The organism is Pantoea sp. B270, assembly GCF_018726825.1.
Classification (GTDB): Bacteria; Pseudomonadota; Gammaproteobacteria; order Enterobacterales; family Enterobacteriaceae; genus Pantoea; species Pantoea dispersa.
Window position 1 is genome coordinate 757,662 of record NZ_JAHCSX010000001.1, and the last position, 14,547, is coordinate 772,208.

Annotated in this window: 21 protein-coding genes; 7 read left to right on the forward strand and 14 right to left on the reverse strand. The window is 54.5% G+C overall.

What is annotated here, in order from left to right; genetic code table 11:
• Positions 1-43: 43 nt before the first annotated feature.
• The 6 genes from umuC to KOL70_RS03730 form a co-directional block, all read right to left on the reverse strand.
• Positions 44-1,312: a translesion error-prone DNA polymerase V subunit UmuC gene (gene umuC, locus KOL70_RS03705; protein ID WP_215480932.1), complete on the reverse strand. Its 1,269-nt coding sequence runs from the start codon at positions 1,310-1,312 to the stop codon at positions 44-46.
• A gap of 227 nt (positions 1,313-1,539) precedes the next feature.
• Positions 1,540-2,409, reverse strand: coding sequence for a manganese catalase family protein (locus KOL70_RS03710; protein WP_058757631.1), 870 nt, complete (start codon positions 2,407-2,409; stop codon positions 1,540-1,542).
• Positions 2,410-2,445: 36 nt separating this feature from the next.
• Positions 2,446-2,961: a ferritin-like domain-containing protein gene (locus KOL70_RS03715; protein ID WP_058776506.1), complete on the reverse strand. Its 516-nt coding sequence runs from the start codon at positions 2,959-2,961 to the stop codon at positions 2,446-2,448.
• 27 nt (positions 2,962-2,988) lie between these two features.
• Complete coding sequence (locus tag KOL70_RS03720) at positions 2,989-3,462, reverse strand: ferritin-like domain-containing protein (protein WP_215480224.1); 474 nt, start codon at positions 3,460-3,462, stop codon at positions 2,989-2,991.
• A 158-nt stretch (positions 3,463-3,620) separates the two neighbouring features.
• A complete protein-coding gene (locus KOL70_RS03725; protein WP_021506330.1) occupies positions 3,621-3,788 on the reverse strand; it encodes a general stress protein in 168 nt (55 codons plus the stop codon).
• A 317-nt stretch (positions 3,789-4,105) separates the two neighbouring features.
• Positions 4,106-4,597, reverse strand: a complete 492-nt coding sequence (locus tag KOL70_RS03730; RefSeq protein WP_215480225.1) for a nicotinamide-nucleotide amidohydrolase family protein — start codon at positions 4,595-4,597, stop codon at positions 4,106-4,108.
• Between the two features lie 232 nt (positions 4,598-4,829).
• Between KOL70_RS03730 and KOL70_RS03735 the strand changes: the two genes are divergently transcribed.
• The 6 genes from KOL70_RS03735 (at position 4,830) to KOL70_RS03760 (ending at position 7,766) form a co-directional block, all read left to right on the forward strand.
• Entirely contained in the window at positions 4,830-5,336 is a 507-nt protein-coding gene (locus KOL70_RS03735) for a hypothetical protein (RefSeq protein WP_104186837.1), read from the forward strand.
• A gap of 12 nt (positions 5,337-5,348) precedes the next feature.
• A complete protein-coding gene (locus KOL70_RS03740; RefSeq protein WP_021506327.1) occupies positions 5,349-5,810 on the forward strand; it encodes a DUF421 domain-containing protein in 462 nt (153 codons plus the stop codon).
• A 276-nt stretch (positions 5,811-6,086) separates the two neighbouring features.
• The gene (locus tag KOL70_RS03745) at positions 6,087-6,272 is read left to right on the forward strand and encodes a general stress protein (RefSeq protein WP_071813571.1); all 186 of its coding nucleotides are present in this window, start codon (positions 6,087-6,089) and stop codon (positions 6,270-6,272) included.
• A 473-nt stretch (positions 6,273-6,745) separates the two neighbouring features.
• Complete coding sequence (gene ycgZ / locus KOL70_RS03750; protein WP_021506325.1) at positions 6,746-6,991, forward strand: regulatory protein YcgZ; 246 nt, start codon at positions 6,746-6,748, stop codon at positions 6,989-6,991.
• Positions 6,992-7,155: 164 nt separating this feature from the next.
• On the forward strand, positions 7,156-7,446 hold the full coding sequence (locus KOL70_RS03755) for a hypothetical protein (protein ID WP_058769661.1): 291 nt from the start codon (positions 7,156-7,158) through the stop codon (positions 7,444-7,446).
• Positions 7,447-7,499: 53 nt separating this feature from the next.
• Positions 7,500-7,766, forward strand: a complete 267-nt coding sequence (locus KOL70_RS03760; protein WP_021506323.1) for a biofilm development regulator YmgB/AriR family protein — start codon at positions 7,500-7,502, stop codon at positions 7,764-7,766.
• 31 nt (positions 7,767-7,797) lie between these two features.
• On the opposite strand, the gene KOL70_RS03765 is transcribed toward KOL70_RS03760, so the two are convergent.
• Together KOL70_RS03765 and KOL70_RS03770 are read right to left on the reverse strand one after the other, a co-directional pair.
• Entirely contained in the window at positions 7,798-7,998 is a 201-nt protein-coding gene (locus tag KOL70_RS03765) for a hypothetical protein (protein ID WP_104186835.1), read from the reverse strand.
• Positions 7,999-8,191: 193 nt separating this feature from the next.
• Entirely contained in the window at positions 8,192-8,491 is a 300-nt protein-coding gene (locus KOL70_RS03770) for a hypothetical protein (protein ID WP_072208616.1), read from the reverse strand.
• Positions 8,492-8,772: 281 nt separating this feature from the next.
• Here KOL70_RS03770 and KOL70_RS03775 point away from each other — a divergent pair, with 281 nt between their 5' ends.
• The gene (locus KOL70_RS03775) at positions 8,773-11,124 is read left to right on the forward strand and encodes a phosphoketolase (RefSeq protein ID WP_215480226.1); all 2,352 of its coding nucleotides are present in this window, start codon (positions 8,773-8,775) and stop codon (positions 11,122-11,124) included.
• Positions 11,125-11,171: 47 nt separating this feature from the next.
• Here KOL70_RS03775 and KOL70_RS23735 read toward each other — a convergent pair whose 3' ends face one another.
• The 6 genes from KOL70_RS23735 to KOL70_RS03800 all read right to left on the reverse strand — a co-directional run bounded on the left by KOL70_RS23735 (position 11,172) and on the right by KOL70_RS03800 (position 14,313).
• A complete protein-coding gene (locus KOL70_RS23735; RefSeq protein WP_255412066.1) occupies positions 11,172-11,294 on the reverse strand; it encodes a hypothetical protein in 123 nt (40 codons plus the stop codon).
• 78 nt (positions 11,295-11,372) lie between these two features.
• Positions 11,373-12,158: a hypothetical protein gene (locus KOL70_RS03780; RefSeq protein WP_058776510.1), complete on the reverse strand. Its 786-nt coding sequence runs from the start codon at positions 12,156-12,158 to the stop codon at positions 11,373-11,375.
• The gene (locus KOL70_RS03785) at positions 12,158-12,355 is read right to left on the reverse strand and encodes a hypothetical protein (RefSeq protein ID WP_215480933.1); all 198 of its coding nucleotides are present in this window, start codon (positions 12,353-12,355) and stop codon (positions 12,158-12,160) included. The genes KOL70_RS03780 and KOL70_RS03785 overlap by 1 nt, the downstream gene beginning before the upstream one ends.
• Before the next feature lie 186 nt (positions 12,356-12,541).
• On the reverse strand, positions 12,542-12,709 hold the full coding sequence (locus KOL70_RS03790; RefSeq protein WP_021506316.1) for a general stress protein: 168 nt from the start codon (positions 12,707-12,709) through the stop codon (positions 12,542-12,544).
• A gap of 287 nt (positions 12,710-12,996) precedes the next feature.
• On the reverse strand, positions 12,997-13,509 hold the full coding sequence (locus KOL70_RS03795) for a GNAT family N-acetyltransferase (RefSeq protein ID WP_021506315.1): 513 nt from the start codon (positions 13,507-13,509) through the stop codon (positions 12,997-12,999).
• A gap of 228 nt (positions 13,510-13,737) precedes the next feature.
• Positions 13,738-14,313, reverse strand: coding sequence for a LuxR C-terminal-related transcriptional regulator (locus KOL70_RS03800; RefSeq protein ID WP_021506314.1), 576 nt, complete (start codon positions 14,311-14,313; stop codon positions 13,738-13,740).
• Between the last annotated feature and the right edge of the window lie 234 nt (positions 14,314-14,547).

Sequence of the window (14,547 nt, forward strand, 5' to 3'; positions counted from 1 at the left end):
CGCAGCGTGACAGGTTCAGGGTCGCCGCGGGAGAGAGATTAAGTCACTTTGCCTTCACGCGCGGCACGTCACTAATACGCGTGGTGTAAGCCGGAGACAGCATGTCGCGTTTCATCGCCCAGGGTTTCTGAATGCCCTGACCGGCAAACCACAAGGCACCGCGCTGGTGGGCGTTGATCTTATCCATCAGCGCCATCAGCTGATCGCTGTTACGGCGCGGCTGATAGTCAGCAAACATATCAAGCTGCGCCACCCCGTCGCTGAAAAAGTCGCCCAGCATTACGCCGCCTTTCAGGTAGCGCTTGCCGGGGATCCAGATGCGATCCAGGCAGTTGAGCGTGGCCTGAATGATGTCGCGGCTGTCGGCGGTAGGGGTAATCAGAGTCTGGCTGGCGGCATTGGCATAGTAGGGCTGATGCGGATCGTGCGGACTGGTGCGGATAAAGGTGCCGATGTAGCGGCAATACTGACGCTCGCTGCGCAGTTTTTCCGCTGCGCGTGCCGCATAGCTGGCGATGGCTTCGCGCATATCCTGATAATCGGTAATGCGATCGCCAAACGAGCGCGAGCAGAGGATATTTTGCCGGTGCGGAATCACCTCTTCAAACGCCAGGCACGGTTCGCCGCGCAGCTCGCGCACGGTGCGCTCCAGCACCACGCCAAAATGCTTGCGGATCAGCGCTGTGGGCGTCTCCGCCAGCTGCAGGGCGGTTTGAATGCCCATCAGGTTCAGCTTGTTCGATAAACGGCGGCCGACGCCCCACACTTCCTCTACGCCCACCCGCTGCATCAGGCCGCGCTGGCGCGCCGGATCAGAGAGGTCCATGACGTTTTCGGCTTTGGTCCAGCGTTTGGCCGCCCAGTTAGCCAGCTTGGCGAGGGTTTTCGTTGGCGCGATGCCGACGCCCACTTTCAGGTGCGTCTCTTTCCACAGGCAGTCACGTACCTGCTGTCCAAAGCGCGTCAGCGAGGTGTAGCCTTCAATTCCGCTGACATCAAGAAAGGCCTCGTCAATCGAGTAGACATCCACGCGCGGTGCCAGCCGGTCGAGCGTCTCCATCACGCGCGCCGACATGTTGCCGTACAGCGCATAGTTAGATGAAAACACCACCACCTGATGACGCATCAGCTCGTCGCGATGTTTAAACCAGGGCGCACCCATTTTGATGCCGAGCGCCTTCGCTTCGCGGCTCAGCGAGATAATGCAGCCATCATTGTTTGACAGCACCACGATCGGCCTGCCGCGCAGATCCGGGCGAAACACGGTTTCGCAGCTGGCGTAGAAAGAGTTTACGTCGACCAATGCATACATCATCGGCACCCTGAAAATACTGTATATAAAAACAGTATAGGTCAGATGCAGGAAAAATGAGAAGCAGAAATCGATCTGTCCGGCCAGGTTGCTGGTGGGGGAAAAGAACAGGGTGGGTACAGACATCAGGACGAAAAAAACGGCGTTCCCGTCAGGGGAAACGCCGTGGGCCAGGGGCCAGTTACTGCGCGAGAAAAAAACGTGTCACTGCCTGGTCTGACTGAACGTCAGGGCGCCTTCTTGCTGCCCGCTTCTGCTCCGGTAATCGGATCGATCAGCGGATCGGACGCGGTGCGTGCGGCCAGCGCATCGATGTCGCGCTGCTCATCCGGCGACAGCGTCACGGAGGGCAGACCATCGCCGCCATCCACCGCCGGCTGCGGATCGGCCACATAATCGAAGTTGTCATCGGAGTTCCAGCTACCGCGCACGTCATCACCTTCTGACATGTTGTAGTAGTTGTGCGCATACTGCTCAATTGGCGGCAGCTTGCCCGGTGGGAAGTTGTCGCGAATGGAGTACAGCGCTTTCTCAAACGAAAGCTGGTGCGCGGCTTCACGCGTCATCAGGAAGCCTAACGCATCCTTCACGCCGACATCGTCAGTGACGTTGATCAGGCGTTCATAGATGATTTTGGCGCGCGCTTCGGCGGCGATATTTGAACGCAGATCGGCCGTCACCTCCCCGATAGTATCCACGTAAGCCGCGGTCCACGGCACGCCGCCGGAGTTGGTCAGCGGCGGACCACCGCCATAAAGAATCGAAGTCAGATGGCTATCGTTACCGGCACCCGTGATTGAGCGATACAGTTCGCCTTCCTCTTCAGTGCCTTCGGCCAGCTTGCCTTTGGCGCCTTTATTGAGCATGCCAACCAGCGAGCCGATAATCTCAAGATGGCTGAGCTCCTCGGTAGCGATATCCATCAGCAGGTCGCGGCGTCCTAAATCCTCATCGCCCAGGCCCTGGGTAAAATAGCGCATGGCCGCAGCCAGTTCGCCCTGCGGACCGCCAAACTGCTCTAGCAGCAGATTGGCCAGGCCCGGGTTCGGTGCACTGACGCGCACCGTATACTGCAATTTCTTAACGTGTCGAAACATAGCTCACCTCAAAAAGTCTCTTACGAAAAGAGAAAATCAGCGTTTCGCTTTCGCGTCCGGGTCTTCGCTGCGCAGCAGGAACTGATCGGTCAGTTCAGGCATGTGCGTTAACATCCAGTCCGCCATCGCGATCTCCTGTTCACAGATCTGTTTGAGAATGGCCACGCTCTCCTGATCCCCGGCACGCGTGGCGGCGCTAATCAGGCTGGTGTAGCTGCCAATCTCGGCATTCTCGAACACGTAGCCGCTGATAGCGCCTTTCACCACTTCGTCTTCCGCGAAGGTACCGCCAAACGCCTGGCCCATGGCGGCCATTTTCCCCATCACGTCTTTCACGCTGGAGTGGGAAATACCGTGGCGGTCGAGAATGGATTCCAGCATAGACTGCTGCTGACGGGTTTCTTCGATATGCTGCTCAATGCGGGCCCGCAGCTGCGGGTAGTTTTCCAGGCGTTTTGCCATCTGCTCGAGCATGGTTTCGGCCTGTTTTTCCATGGCGTGAGCGTCGCGCAGCCAGTCGTGATAATGTGAGAGTGCGGATGTGGTCGTCATATCTACCTCCGTTGTACGGCAGTCGCGTTACTGTTTTTCCGCGATATCCGTGAGTTTTTCATCGGTGGATTTTTCTTCTGCCAGCGTGGCAGCCAGCAACTCTGCGGCCTGGTTCAGCTCCAGCTTTTTCGCCATGGCCACCAGCGTGCCGTAAGTGGCAATTTCGTAGTGCTCAACCTTCTGCGCTGCGCCGATCAGGCCAGCATCGCGCACCGGGCCGGCTTCGGTGGATTCAATCAGCTCCTGCGCTTCTTCGACCAGGCCTTCCAGCGCGTGGCACTTCATACGCATGATGCGCAGCTCATTGTGGCTTTCTACGACCTGATCGAGGCGCTCAATTTGTCCCTGGGTCTCTTCCAGATGTTGCTGAAAAGCGTTTTTTAAACTTTCATCGGAGGCTGCCCGGACCAGTTTGGGTAACGCACGGGTGATCTGTTTCTCCGCGCTGTAAACGTCCGAAAGATCGTGAATAAAAAGATCAAGTAGCGATTTAACTTTCATGGAATATTCTCCGAATCGGTGATTAACGGGAGGCTGAAGCCATTAAGTGATAACGCGATTAAAGAGAGGGAATGAAACGAAGCAATAAATCCCTGTCATCCTGTTGATGACGGAGCATTCCCTGCTCCGAGACATTCCTTACTCTGCGTTACAGCGCATCAGGAATCGCGATGGCTATTCTGTCCGCCTTTTTTGCCGGCTTCGGACGCTTTCTCACGGTCGTTTTTGAAATTACCACCGCTGTTTTGTCCGCCTTTTTTACCCGCTTCAGATGCTTTCTCTTTGTCTTCTGCGAAATTACCTGAACCGCCTCTATGCTCTGTCATACTATTACCTCGTGATGAGTAATAAATAACATGACGCATCTGCCGCCATGCATGTTTTGCACACTTAATACTAATGCAGGCTGCCTCACTGACAAGCGCGACGGCTTTATTTTTCACGCCTCGCTAACGCTATATTGATGAGAAGGCTGGAGATTGTGGTGTAAAATAACCACGCTATTTTTAGCGAGCCGGCCAATATTACGGTCTCGCTTTTAACCTGCCTGATGATTATTTATGCTCAACACATTTTCCTCCGGTGGGAATTTTATCCGCCCGTCTTATTTATTTACGTTTAATCATTGAACGGCGAAGCGGCGCTAAATAGCGTCGAGCAGACGGTTCAATTCCGCCAGACTAAAAAGGGTTGCTTTGCGCACCACTTCTTCACCTTCACCTGAAAACCACTGCCGGCTGGTGTGCACGCTGCCATCTGCCAGACACCATGCAAACCACACGGTGCCGGCTGGCGTGCCGTCCTCACCGCCGTCCGGGCCGGCATAGCCACTGACGGCAATAGCCAGCGTATCCCCGGAGAGCTTTTTCGCGCCGCAGGCCATCTCCCGTACCGCGGCTTCACTGACGGCGGTATCACGCGCCAGCGTCTCTGCGTTGACGCCCAGCACGCGCTGCTTCGCCTGATTGGTGTAAGTAATAAAGCCGCTGCTGTAAAAGCGGCTGCTGTCGCTGGCGGCCGCCAGCGCGGAACCGACCCAGCCAGAGGTGCAGGATTCGGCGGTGGTGACGCTCAGGCCGGCGGCCAGTAATTTATTACCCACTTCGGTCGCTAAATTAACCAGTTCTTCATCCATATTCTGTATCCCTTGTCAGAGTGAAATTAATAAACCCCGTCTCTGCCGCTGCTCATATGCATTGCCAGCGGCGTGCATCCGAATTATAGGAGTAATTTCTGCACCGCTGCTCAGCCGAATTAAACTGTTACCGAAGCTCCCGGCGTTTACCGCTAAGCTTAAAACTCAGAACGAAGAGGGAATAACCGGAGCGACATGATGTCAGCTAATTAATTGCAAGAGGAATAACACCATGAAGAAAGATGAGTTAGCCAGCCGTGATTATCCGGTACAGGAGGATATGCGCTGGCAACGCAGGGAGAGCGTTATACAGCGTATCGGTGAATACGTGCTGATAGTGATTGTGATCCTGGGTGCCTGCGGGCTGTTTTCCAAAGGCATATTAAGTGACGGGCAGGCGCAGTCGGCTGATGGTTCCGTCAGCCTGCGCTATGAACGTTTTGGTCGCATCGACAGCAATATGAACCTGCGGATTCGCGTGGCACCGCAGAGCGGCGAACGTTTCACCGTCACGCTGGGCAGCGGCGCGTTAGACGATTTGCAGATCCAGACGCTACAGCCACAGCCACAACAGGCCATTACGCGGGATAACACGCTGCAGCTGACTTACGCCGGCGAGGCGGCAGAAGGTCATGTGATCTGGCTGGGGATTCAGCCGCAGGCGGCGGGGCGGGTGGCGCTGAGTGTGCACGTCAATCATCAGGTACCGGTAAAGGTATCGCAGTGGATTTACCCGTAAAAGGAGAACGTTATGGAAACGGTATTACGCGCAGCCGCCATTTATCTGTTGTTAATGGTGGTATTTAAAATTGCTGGTCGACGCACGCTGCTGCAAATGACCTCATTCGATTTGATTCTGCTGCTGATTATTAGCGAAGCCACACAGCAGGCGTTGCTGGGTGATGACTTTTCCGTTACCGGTGCCAGCCTCACCATCATTACCTTAATCACTATTGATATTGTGCTGGGCAAACTCAAAGCGCGCTTTCCGCTATTCGAACAAATGGCGGAGGGAGGACCGCTGATTTTGGTGGAGCATGGCCGGATATTAACGCAGCGGCTAAAAATGTCGGGCATCAGTCGGGAAGATATCCTCGAGGCCGCGCGTTCAGGTCAGGGGCTGGAACGCATCGATCAAATTAAATACGCGGTGCTGGAAGTGAGCGGTCATATTTCCATCATCCCGGAAAATTCAGATAAAACTGAAAAATAGCAACAATCTCTCAATACTTGTTTGTGACAAAGATCACACTTTTGTTAATTAATTGATTTTATACCACTAAAATTATTTTGTACAAGTTTGAAAAAAAAATCTTTACAAGCAACCCGCTATAAGCGCAGCGGTGAAAATAACCATTTGCGCATGGCTTTTTGTCAGCGCAAATATGCATATTAAATGTTGTTTTATCTCCAATCCCATCCATATTGTTCCTGTGTGGAGATATTCTGTCGTTTAACTACTTAATTATTTTTATCAATGGGGTGACATATGACACAACGACGTGGTGGTGCAGGTAATTTTGCAGAAAATACCGAGCGTGCTCGCGAAGCGGGTAAAAAAGGCGGCAGCGTCAGCAGCGGGAATTTTAAAAACTGTCCTGAAAGGGCAGTAGAAGCGGGCAGACGCGGTGGAAAAGTAAGTCGTCGCGGCAAAACCGCAGCGGCGGAAGCTTAAACCGCCGTCTTTAATATAAATGCAGTCAGCGTAATCAGTTAGGCTACCCTGAGGCGGCTTAATCGGTAACGCAGCGGCGCAATTCAGGGAGTGGTCCATTGCGCCGCACGCATTTTATATCACCAGCTGCCGTGCTGCAGGGAACGAAAAAATGACGCGCGGTAATATCTGATAAGCGCAGCGGCTGCAACCACCAATAACGATTGTTAGCGCGAGAGGAAATAAGTAACAGGCAGATTAGGTGGCACTGATAACGAAGCGATACGTTATCGACTCATTATTAATGTGGACCTGATCGGGCGTTGACGATGTTAAAAAATTTCAATTTATGCATGGGTTAATAACTTTTCGGTAGCACTTTTTGCAACAAAAAAACCCCATTCTCTTGTTTATCCTCTTGTACAGATTTTGAAAAACTTGTACAACTTAGCCAGAACATTTTTCTGACAATTTAATGTTAACGGGAGTCACTTATGCGCCAGAACGGATACACTCCGAACTCAGTCGAGGCGATTGCCAACTATTTTAGCAAAGCCACGCTGCCTTCGCAGCAGGAGACGCTGGGCCAGGTCGTGGTCGAAATCCTGCGTGAAGGCCGTAATCTGAACCGTAAATCGCTGTGTACTAAGCTGCTGCGTCGTCTGGAGCTCGCTTCTACCACGGAAGAAGAGCACCATTATCACCAGCTGATTGGCCTGCTATTTGAACGCGAGAGCTGAGAGCGAAGCGAAAGCGTCCAGGTTGTACACACGAAAACGCCATTCTGATAACGTATCACTGCATGTATGACTTGTGACGGGCTGTATCGCGCCGCAGGATAGCGGCGCTGTTTTTCTGTCGCGTTCCCGGTCGGGGCAGGCAGCATGCAGAGATTTATTATGTTATGAACAGAAGCGAACACCAGACTCTTATTGATGAGATCATCGGCGAAGCGGCGTTAACGCTGCTGCAGCGCTCCGGGCCGGTCACCACCCAGGCGTTGCTTGATGAGCTCCACATTATGCAGCAGCAGGCCAGCGATGATGCGCAGGCGGCTGCGATTCGCACTGCAATCGATGAAGTCCGGTCGAGCATGACGGCTGGACAAAAGCGGCGTGGCGAACAATCGGATCGCGATAATGTGCATCCGCTGTTTGGCCACAACGGTCAGGGTGGCGGCAGCCGCAAGCACTGACTGACAGTTAAATTATAATCTGACTGTATTGCTCACAGTACGGGAAAAGAACGATGTCGGAGAATCACTCTCTCTATTCTGCGCTGCCGGACACGGAACTGGCGGCGCATTTTCGCGATGCCGGAGTGGCATTGAGTGAAGAGGCCGCGGTACTGAATGATGTCATTCGTAGCGTGCTGGCCAGCGAAGGCCGCGTCAGTAACAAATCCATCATTCTATGTCTGATTATGGCGCTGGAAGCGACACAGGACGAAGCGCAGGCAAGTGTGCTGCGCAGAACGCTGGAAATTGTGGTGGGTTATACGCCAGACGACGCCTGAGGTAGTGGTCCCCGCGCAGGCGGGGATCGGTTCAGTGCATAAGATCTGCCAGTAGCCTTATTGCGGCATCGCAGCGATGCCGGAAATCCTCATCACGCGCGTCTGCTTTCATCGTATGCAGCACCTGCGTCACGTCATGTATCCTGAACACGCTACCTTCCCTGATAAATTCCGTCACCGCGCTGCCTATCAGCGCATACAGATCCGGTGCAGGACGGTTAACTTGTTTCACGTCACCTCCGGGACTTGTATATCCGTACAGTGTTACACAGATGATAACAACCCAACACCTTTTTCTGCTGTGAGTGAAAATGGCACAGGTTATTAGTCAGACAGATTGCCAGGTGTTATCACGCTGCGCGAATAGTAATACGCTGCTGAAGCAGATTCATGCAACTAAAAAATGGTTGAGCATACCGATAACTCTATTTTAACGCTGCGCTTATTGCGCCCGGAACATTCACCGACACGCTGCGCGGCGGGCGGGAATTATCGCGCCTGCTGCGACCGAGATTAAATTTATGCAGCCAGCTGCGATACTGTCTGATTAATTCCTGTGCATTTTTTTCATCACTGGCGCGACAAATAAACAGCTGGCTCATGGTCTGGTGCTCAGCCGCCGTGGCGTAGATCTCGCAGGTCATCTCGCGTTGCTGCAGTTCAATCGCCGTAAAATGTAACTGCGGCCACTGCTGCAGTCGGTTAGCGAACATTTTGTAGTCCATTTTAGGATCCTTTTATTTTTCTATTTTCTACTGGTATTACCTGTAGAAGGCACAATAGACCAAAAGTGAAAAAGCGCCAGTTTTGCGGGTCACGACCCATTAAATAGTGCACAAAATGGAAAAAATATTTACGTGTACAGCTTTTACCGCTGCGCTTATATTTTCGTGAAAGATTGAATAAGCGCAGCGGTTAATAGCAACAGTGCAGAAATACCGTCTGGCTCGCAGCATCGCCTATCCTCTATTAGGGTTAACTGATGGCTAACCAAAGGAGAAGAGGCATGACCAATCCGAGTGCCGCCGATGAACTGGCGCTGATCGATCGCTACTGGCGCGCCGCCAATTATCTGTCCGTCGGGCAAATCTACCTGATGGCCAACCCGCTGTTACGCGAACCACTGCAGCCCGGGCATATCAAGCCACGTCTGCTCGGCCACTGGGGTACCACGCCCGGCCTGAACTTTATCTATGCGCACCTCAACCGCATCATCCGCCAGCGCGAGGTGGATCTGCTGTACGTCTGCGGCCCGGGGCACGGCGGGCCGGGGATGGTGGCGAACAGCTGGCTCGAAGGCAGCTACAGCGAAATCTATCCGCACGTCAGTGAAGATGCCGCCGGTATGCAGCGGCTGTTTAAGCAGTTTTCGTTTCCCGGCGGCATTCCCAGCCATGCGGCACCAGAAACGCCGGGCTCGATTAATGAAGGCGGCGAGCTGGGCTATTCGCTGTCGCATGCGTTTGGCGCGGTTTTCGATCATCCGCAGCTGATCGTACCCTGCGTGATTGGTGACGGCGAAGCCGAAACCGGGCCGCTTGCCGCCAGCTGGCACGGCATCAAATACCTCAATCCGCAGCGTGATGGTGCAGTGCTACCCATTCTGCATCTGAACGGCTACAAAATTGCCAACCCGACGCTGCTGGGGCGCAGCAGTGATGACGATCTGCAGCAGCTGTTCAGCGGTTACGGTTATGAGCCGCTGTTTGTCTGCGGGCACGATCCGGCCGACATGCACCAGCAGATGGCGGCAGCGCTGGATAACGCGTTTGATAAGATTGCCACTTATCAGCAGCAGGCGCGCAGCGGCCAGACAGAGCAGGCGATCCCGCGCTGGCCGATGATTGTACTGCGCAGCCCGAAGGGCTGGACCGGCCCGAAAGAGGTGGACGGTAAAAAGGTGGAAGATTTCTGGCGTGCGCATCAGGTGCCGGTGGCGGCGTGTCGCGAAGACGTGTCGCATCGGCAGGTGTTAGAGCAGTGGCTGCGCAGCTATCAGCCGGAAGATCTGTTTGACGAGGTGGGTAAACTCAGGCCGGAACTGCGTGCGCTGGCGCCGCAGGGGGATAAACGCATGAGCGCCTCGCCCTATGCCAACGGTGGCCGGCTGCGACGCACGCTCAACACGCCGGACATCCGCGAGTTTGCGCTCGACACCGGCGCGCCGGGCAGCCAGCGCGGCGAAGCCACTAAACAGTTCGGCCACTACCTCAGCGCGATTTTTCAGCGCAACGCCGATAACTTCCGGCTGTTCGGGCCAGATGAGACCGCCTCGAATCGCCTGACGCCGGTTTTTGACGTCACCAGCCGCAGCTGGATGGCAGATATCGAACCGTATGATGAGCAGCTGGCGCGTGACGGTCGGGTGATGGAAATTCTCAGCGAGCATCAGTGTCAGAGCTGGCTGGAGGGCTATCTGCTCACCGGTCGACACGGGCTGTTCAACTGCTATGAAGCCTTTATCCATATTGTCGACTCGATGTTTAACCAGCACGCCAAATGGCTGAAGGTGACGCGCAAGCTGGGCTGGCGTCAGCCGATCTCGTCGCTCAACTATCTGTTGTCTTCACATGTCTGGCGTCAGGATCACAACGGTTACAGCCATCAGGATCCCGGTTTTATCGATCACGTGGCGAACAAAAAGGCGGATATCGTGCGCATCTATCTGCCGCCAGACGCGAACACCCTGCTGTGGGTGGGTGATCACTGTCTGCGCACCTGGCATCGCATCAACGTGATTGTCGCCGGCAAGCAGCCGTCACCGCAGTGGCTGGACATCGACAGCGCCATTGCCCACTGCGAGGCGGGTATGGGCGAATGGCGCTGGGCGAGCGATGACGGCGAGCCGGACGTGGTGATGGCCTGCGCCGGCGATGTGCCCACCATGGAGACGCTGGCGGCGGTAGATCTGCTGCGAAACTATCTGCCCACGCTGCGCATTCGCGTGGTCAACGTGGTGGATCTGCTGGCGCTGCAGACGCAGCAGCAGCACCCGCACGGCAAGTCGGAAGAGGATTTCGATGCGCTGTTTACCCGCGACAAACCGGTAATTTTCGCCTTTCATGGCTATCCCAGCCTGATTCATCGTCTGACCTATCAGCGCAGCAATCACGCCAATTTCCACGTGCACGGCTTCAACGAAGAGGGCACCACCACCACGCCGTTTGATATGACGGTGCTCAACGAGCTGGACCGCTATCATCTGGCGCAGGCGGCGATTTTGCATGTGCCGGGCCTGGCCGATCGCCATCCTGAATTGCTCGACGACCTGCAGCAGCGCATCGCGGAGCACCATCGCTATGTGCGCGAATACGGTGAAGACGTGCCGGAAGTACGTAACTGGCTGTGGCCGGGCTAACCCGACCCGGGCGCGAAAAAAAACCGCCTGAAAAGGCGGTTTATGGTTTATTCGGCCTGTTTATCCCCGGATTCAGGCGCGCTGGTTTCGTCATCTTTCGGCTTCTGGTCGGGGCTGTTTTTACGCGGATCGTAATCCGGCTGGTCGCCGTGAACGGGACGATCGGTCATTGTATACTCCTTAACGGTTACCATGTGAACCCGCGCCACCGTTGCCAGCTGCGCGGATGTAAAGGGTGGCTGCGCGGCTCAGCCCGGAACATTCTGCCGCTTCTCTGTGTGCTGATGTTTCCCCATAGCCAGTGCGCTGGCGCTGGCCGGATCGAACAGCGACAGGCTTTCAATCTGGTCGACCATCAGCACCTTACGGAACTCCAGCGCGCTTTTGGGTTTGGAGACAAAGCTAATCTCGTGCTGGTGATACCAGCGACTGTAGTTATGCTCAATCGCCAGATTCAGCGTGCGCGAATCGCGGTAGCCGCTGAGCATCGGAATCAGCACGATATTGGCGGTGCTGGGATATTCAAAGGTGGCAGCGTGAATCATGCCGATGTAGATACGGCGCGATTTCAGCGTGACCCAGGCCAGTTCGCCTTCTTCCATGCAGTGCAGCAGCAGTTGTTCAATACCGTTAGAGCGGGACAGGCGCTGATATAGCTCTTTGCGACTGCCGGCGGTCAGCCGCGCGCTGCCGGAATTGGAACGATACACACAAAACAGCACGGCAAACGCCAGCATGATCACCACCGGTGCCTGAATGCCGAGAAAACTCCATGTCATGAAATCGACGTGCCAGCGCGCATGGAGATCGGCAGACAGCGCCAGGCTGTTATTGATGGCCGATGCCGCCAGCAGCAGCAGCCAGACCAGGCCGGTGGCGACCACGCCCTGAACGACAAAAATGCAGCCGTACAGCGCAATGAGAAAATAGACGTCCCAGCCAAAGGAGCGTTTTATTTTCAGGCGGCTGGACATATCGCGACTGGTGTACCAGTAGCCGCAGACCATCAGCACCATAAATATCGCGGTTCCCATCAGATATCCTTTAAGCGCTTAATATGATCGGCGAAGTCCTGCTGTACCTGCGGACTGAGGGGATTAACCGAAGCGTTACCGTCTTCGTCAATAATAATCCGGTCACCTTCCTGAATGGATTCACAAATATCCTGGCGGCTCATCACCTGCAGTAATGATTCCGGACTGGAAAAAAGAGAGGTAAAATAGTGCAATATCACGTCAGGCTGTTCCTGTAAGGCAATAAATAGTTAATTGATCATATAACGTTTTCTGCCAGATTCAGGCGGTTTCAGAGTTATCTGTTAAACGTGAGGAAAGTCAGCGCAGGGTAAGACAATAATCCGGGGGGTAACGGCGCGCTCCCTGCGCCATGGCCGCCTCATCCTGTGCTGGCCGGCTAATCACGAGCCGCGATTGCTGCTCTGACCGCCTTTTTTACCGGCTTCGGACGCTTTTTCGCGGTCGTTTTTAAAGTTGCCGCCGCTGTGCTGTCCGCCTTTTTTACCGGCTTCTGATGCTTTCTGTTTATCTTCTGCGAAATTACCTGAACCGCCTCGATGCTGAGTCATAATATATCCTCTTCATGAGTAATAAATAACATGACGTTGTTGCGCTGTCATGTGCGTGTTGCGTATTTAATAGTAATCGCTGGTGCTATTTCTGCAAGCGTGACGGCGCATAAAAAAGGGCGTTTTTATTTTTTATCTTAGTTTGTTGAAATAACAATAATTCTGCGCTGTCGCTGCGCTGTCGCTGCGCTTATTTAAAACTTTTGCGGCGGTGAAGTAATAAAATGAAACACTCCAGTGCACCCAACCGGCCGGGCCAGACAGCTGACCCGGCGCCGTGAGCCACGCTAAATAACCATGCCTAAAATCTGCAGGATGCTCTGTTGCGAAGCAGTAATAAAAGGAATGTCTTTGATGTGCTGCATGCCAAAGGCTTCATAAAATTTGCGTGCGCGCACGTTCTCGCCCATCACTTCCAGCCACAGATAGCCTTCCTGCTTATCGCGTGCGGCGTGGATAATGCTTTCGAACATGCGCCGGCCATAGTTTTTACCGGTTTCCTGCGGATTGAGGTAGAGCTTATTCAGCTGGGCACCGCTCATGCCGGAGTCCGGTACCGGCGTATTCCAGGTCACTTTGGCAAAGCCGATGGGTTTGTTGGTTTCGGCAATCAGCCAGCTTTCGTTGGGGGCCACCAGGCTGCTGCGCAGTTCGGCCAGGCCGTACTCTTTGTCGATGAATTCATCCAGCTCGGCTTCGGAGACCCACATATGTTTGAAGTGGGCGCTGTAGGTCATGCGCCCCAGCTGATGCAGCAGTTCGGCATCATCAGGCTGCGCGTTGCGTATGGTGAATTCCATGCCAGTCTTCCTTCAGTTTTTATGTTTTATCCTGCGTTACGGCAGAGTGGGGGTGTCAGCGGGCATCCTGCCCGTACAGGTGACCCGTCATTATGCGCGAATCAAACCGGGTGTCATCCCTTTTGCGGTAAGGATGTTGGCTGAATGTCTTGATTTTTTAACAGGAAAGGAGGCAGGCGCAGGATGTCCAGCGAGCTGAACATCCTGAATTGAGGCGGGAGGCGCGAATCAAAAGCCGTAGCTGGTGAGGCGATGGTAAAAATCCATGTGGTTTTTACAGCCCAGCTTGCGTGAGATGGTGTTCTTGTAGTGGCTGATGGTCTTATTGCTGAGGTGCAGCGCATGCCCGATCTCCGTCATGCGGCGCGGACCCGCCAGCCAGCGCAGCAACGTGAACTCGCGCTCGGTCAGCACATCGGCGTTGCCGTGCGGTGCGGCGGCAACGTTTTCCGGCGTCAGCACCGCACTGACCAGCGTCGCCAGCGGGCATTTTTTACTCAGGATCAGCGCTTTCTTCAGGTGGCGGGCCACGTAATTCAGCACGGCTTCATCGCTGATGTCGGTGAGAATCACCAGCTCGACGCCCGGTGTTTTGAGCTGCATCAGCAGCAGGCTACGCAGCGTCTCTTCCAGGTTTTTATTGGCAAAATGCAGCTCGCTGATCACCACGTTACGCCCGCGTCCGGTGGGGATCGGGTCATCCGGCGAGGTGAGCGTCAGGCAGCTTATCATCTGCCCGGAAAAGTAGAGGCGCAGACCTTCAGTAATCCAGCGGTCGCTATCCATAGTGAAGATGTTCAGCATTGTTTCCTCCTGTGCTCGCGGTTAACCCATTTGAACGGAAACCTCGCGGAGCCGATATCAGACGGCCTGCGTCAGGTTGTAGGAAAAGGCTGAGAAATGTCCGGGATGGCTGAGCTGCAGGGGGACAACATGAAAGCTGGTTCCTGATGAATGAAGCAAAATCGGTACGGTGGCGAACCGGGGAGATCGCCCGGGATGATGTCAGCTGCCACTGTTGCTCTGCAATTTCATTTT

What these genes read in the sequence shown, in the direction of transcription:
- KOL70_RS03790 (WP_021506316.1), bottom strand. Translation starts at nt 12,709, where the DNA reads ATGACTCAGCATCGAGGCGGTTCAGGTAATTTCGCAGAAGATAAACAG.
- KOL70_RS03730 (WP_215480225.1), bottom strand. Translation starts at nt 4,597, where the DNA reads ATGGATGAAGAACTGGTTAATTTAGCGACCGAAGTGGGTAATAAATTA.
- KOL70_RS03755 (WP_058769661.1), top strand. Translation starts at nt 7,156, where the DNA reads ATGAACAGAAGCGAACACCAGACTCTTATTGATGAGATCATCGGCGAA.
- ycgZ (WP_021506325.1), top strand. Translation starts at nt 6,746, where the DNA reads ATGCGCCAGAACGGATACACTCCGAACTCAGTCGAGGCGATTGCCAAC.
- KOL70_RS03760 (WP_021506323.1), top strand. Translation starts at nt 7,500, where the DNA reads ATGTCGGAGAATCACTCTCTCTATTCTGCGCTGCCGGACACGGAACTG.
- KOL70_RS03720 (WP_215480224.1), bottom strand. Translation starts at nt 3,462, where the DNA reads ATGAAAGTTAAATCGCTACTTGATCTTTTTATTCACGATCTTTCGGAC.
- KOL70_RS03710 (WP_058757631.1), bottom strand. Translation starts at nt 2,409, where the DNA reads ATGTTTCGACACGTTAAGAAATTGCAGTATACGGTGCGCGTCAGTGCA.
- KOL70_RS03735 (WP_104186837.1), top strand. Translation starts at nt 4,830, where the DNA reads ATGAAGAAAGATGAGTTAGCCAGCCGTGATTATCCGGTACAGGAGGAT.
- KOL70_RS03740 (WP_021506327.1), top strand. Translation starts at nt 5,349, where the DNA reads ATGGAAACGGTATTACGCGCAGCCGCCATTTATCTGTTGTTAATGGTG.
- KOL70_RS03770 (WP_072208616.1), bottom strand. Translation starts at nt 8,491, where the DNA reads ATGGACTACAAAATGTTCGCTAACCGACTGCAGCAGTGGCCGCAGTTA.
- KOL70_RS03775 (WP_215480226.1), top strand. Translation starts at nt 8,773, where the DNA reads ATGACCAATCCGAGTGCCGCCGATGAACTGGCGCTGATCGATCGCTAC.
- umuC (WP_215480932.1), bottom strand. Translation starts at nt 1,312, where the DNA reads ATGTATGCATTGGTCGACGTAAACTCTTTCTACGCCAGCTGCGAAACC.
- KOL70_RS23735 (WP_255412066.1), bottom strand. Translation starts at nt 11,294, where the DNA reads ATGACCGATCGTCCCGTTCACGGCGACCAGCCGGATTACGATCCGCGT.
- KOL70_RS03715 (WP_058776506.1), bottom strand. Translation starts at nt 2,961, where the DNA reads ATGACGACCACATCCGCACTCTCACATTATCACGACTGGCTGCGCGAC.
- KOL70_RS03725 (WP_021506330.1), bottom strand. Translation starts at nt 3,788, where the DNA reads ATGACAGAGCATAGAGGCGGTTCAGGTAATTTCGCAGAAGACAAAGAG.
- KOL70_RS03800 (WP_021506314.1), bottom strand. Translation starts at nt 14,313, where the DNA reads ATGCTGAACATCTTCACTATGGATAGCGACCGCTGGATTACTGAAGGT.
- KOL70_RS03780 (WP_058776510.1), bottom strand. Translation starts at nt 12,158, where the DNA reads ATGGGAACCGCGATATTTATGGTGCTGATGGTCTGCGGCTACTGGTAC.
- KOL70_RS03795 (WP_021506315.1), bottom strand. Translation starts at nt 13,509, where the DNA reads ATGGAATTCACCATACGCAACGCGCAGCCTGATGATGCCGAACTGCTG.
- KOL70_RS03745 (WP_071813571.1), top strand. Translation starts at nt 6,087, where the DNA reads ATGACACAACGACGTGGTGGTGCAGGTAATTTTGCAGAAAATACCGAG.